The 1,913-nt window shown below is 58.8% G+C and carries 3 protein-coding genes; 2 read left to right on the top strand and 1 reads right to left on the bottom strand.

Annotation, left to right across the window (positions count from 1 at the left end; genetic code table 11):
- The first annotated feature begins 811 nt into the window (after positions 1-811).
- On the top strand, positions 812-1,036 hold the full coding sequence (locus BUA65_RS17495; RefSeq protein ID WP_072871684.1) for a DUF1659 domain-containing protein: 225 nt from the start codon (positions 812-814) through the stop codon (positions 1,034-1,036).
- A gap of 13 nt (positions 1,037-1,049) precedes the next feature.
- Positions 1,050-1,244 carry a DUF2922 domain-containing protein gene (locus tag BUA65_RS17490; RefSeq protein WP_072871681.1) on the top strand — a complete coding sequence of 65 codons (195 nt, stop codon included), beginning with the start codon at positions 1,050-1,052 and terminating at the stop codon, positions 1,242-1,244.
- A 243-nt stretch (positions 1,245-1,487) separates the two neighbouring features.
- On the opposite strand, the gene BUA65_RS18690 is transcribed toward BUA65_RS17490, so the two are convergent.
- Entirely contained in the window at positions 1,488-1,712 is a 225-nt protein-coding gene (locus BUA65_RS18690) for a hypothetical protein (RefSeq protein WP_207543942.1), read from the bottom strand.
- Positions 1,713-1,913: the final 201 nt, after the last annotated feature.

Below are 1,913 nucleotides of genomic sequence, written 5' to 3'. Positions count from 1 at the left end.
CTGGCCACTTTGCCGTTGCTTCCGGGGCTTGAACGACCCCCCGGTACTATATATAGGTGAAAGGATGTTTCCAGGGGGGTTACCCGATTGGCCAACCAACGAAAACTGAGTCACCAGGCGATGACATTAACGTTCAGGCGAGAGGTCTCCCTGGAGGAAGCACGAGAAGCCATCTGCCGTCTCCAGAATGCCCTGCGCCAGCGGAAACACCGGGAGGGCTGGGAATATTCCATCGAACTCTATGCCTCAAATACCGACCCCCGCACGGGGAAACGGGAACGCCTGCACATCCACGCACTCCTGCTGGGTTGCCCCGGTCATACGATAGCCCAGTTCATTTCCACGTACTGGCATTCCCGCTATGGCTTTGCCTGGCACAAAAGCATCGAGCCCCAGGTGGCAGACAGCTACCGTCGTTACAGCAAGAAACAGGCCGTAGCCACATTCCATGCGGGCCGGCCCATTGTTTCAAAAGGGGTAGTCCATTCTTATACCCATAGTCAACTAAAAGCTTATAATGCACACGATACCCTTGAACAAACCCAGGGTTCCAATACCCCTACGGTACACGATAACCCCGAAAGCACCCTGCTCGACCGGTTATCTGACTGGATAGACGGCAAAGTCCAGCTTCCTGCCTGGGTGGACCCCTACCAATGGATTCAGCACGGGAAGAAGGCTCTCCTCTTCCCCGTGGGGTGGTTCACCTTCATCCTGGACCTGCTCAAGAGGCTTTGCCAGGCACTCGTACTTTTGTTTACCACGATAACCCCCAACCAACCCCAACTCAAACAAGGAGGAGGAATCACTTATGCCTGCCCAACTCATTCCAGGCAGCCGCACTGTTGTCCTGACTCTCCAAACCGGTGTGGACCAGGAAGGAAACCCCATGTACAAGAGCATCAGCTATGGCGGCATGAAGTCCAACGCCACCCTGGACGGCATCTATTCCTTTGCCCAGGCCGTGGCCAATCTGCAAACCTTCACCCTGGTCTCCCTGGGCCTGGTGGACCGTGGCCGTTTGATTCAAGCTTAAGGAGGTATAAAGCATGAAGTACCTGCGCCTGACCTTTCGCACTGCTGACGACGCTCGTAAAAGCATTCGCGTCCCTGACCCTAAGGACAGCCTCACCCCGGAGCAAATCCAGCAGGCAGCCCAGGCCATGATTGCCGCTGACGTCTACGCCCCGGCCCTGGTCGAACTGGTGGACGCGGACATTGTTACCGTGGACGACAAGGTGTAAGCGATGCTGTTTCCATTAATGTTTCTATCAACATTAATCGTCTTAATAACACCAGAGCTGGCGCGGCCCAGAAGATTTTCTTCACACAGAGGAAAAATTCCCCCCTTTTAGCCGGTAATATCTATATAGAGGGGGGAGATAGAAAAGGCGGTCTGGCAGCGGCGCTCCGCTCAGATGCTCCGGGCCGGACGGCTGGGGCGGCCCTTCGGACGGCACCAGCGGCCGGGGTTTATGGCCGGTCATTCACCGGTAGCCCCCCTTTACCCGAAACACCCGGCCGGGTGCCGTTACCCTCGGGCCGCCTACGCCGTTGCCCGGCCCTGCGCAATTCGCTCCGCGCCTGGCTGCCAGCCCTCCACGGCCCCTGAGTGCCCGTGCCCGTAGCCTGTTGTGGCCGTGCCCGTGGCCCCGGGTGCCCGTGCCCGGCGGCGCCGGCACTGTGGTTGCAGTCCTGCCCGCTCCTTGCATCAAAATAGACCTGCCTGGAGCAGCAAACCCCCTGGCAACCTCGCGCCGGCGCCTTGGGTTACGGTGGCCGATCGACATAATAGCGCTTTATCCGCCCCGCAGCCAGGAAGCAATGATCTGGGGTCGCGGGGCCGATCAAAGCGGAATTATGTCAACCGGCCCCGGAAACTCCTGCCACTTCGATGCGCTCCGGGCCGGGCA

Source organism: Desulfofundulus thermosubterraneus DSM 16057 (genome assembly GCF_900142025.1).
In the GTDB taxonomy this organism is placed as follows: domain Bacteria; phylum Bacillota; class Desulfotomaculia; order Desulfotomaculales; family Desulfovirgulaceae; genus Desulfofundulus; species Desulfofundulus thermosubterraneus.
Note: the sequence above shows the minus strand (reverse complement) of the source record. Positions and strands in the feature narration are given on the sequence as shown.

Bases quoted from the DNA above. Each gene is read 5' to 3' on its own strand.
- BUA65_RS17495 (WP_072871684.1), top strand. From the start codon at position 812: ATGCCTGCCCAACTCATTCCAGGCAGCCGCACTGTTGTCCTGACTCTC.
- BUA65_RS17490 (WP_072871681.1), top strand. From the start codon at position 1,050: ATGAAGTACCTGCGCCTGACCTTTCGCACTGCTGACGACGCTCGTAAA.
- BUA65_RS18690 (WP_207543942.1), bottom strand. From the start codon at position 1,712: ATGCAAGGAGCGGGCAGGACTGCAACCACAGTGCCGGCGCCGCCGGGC.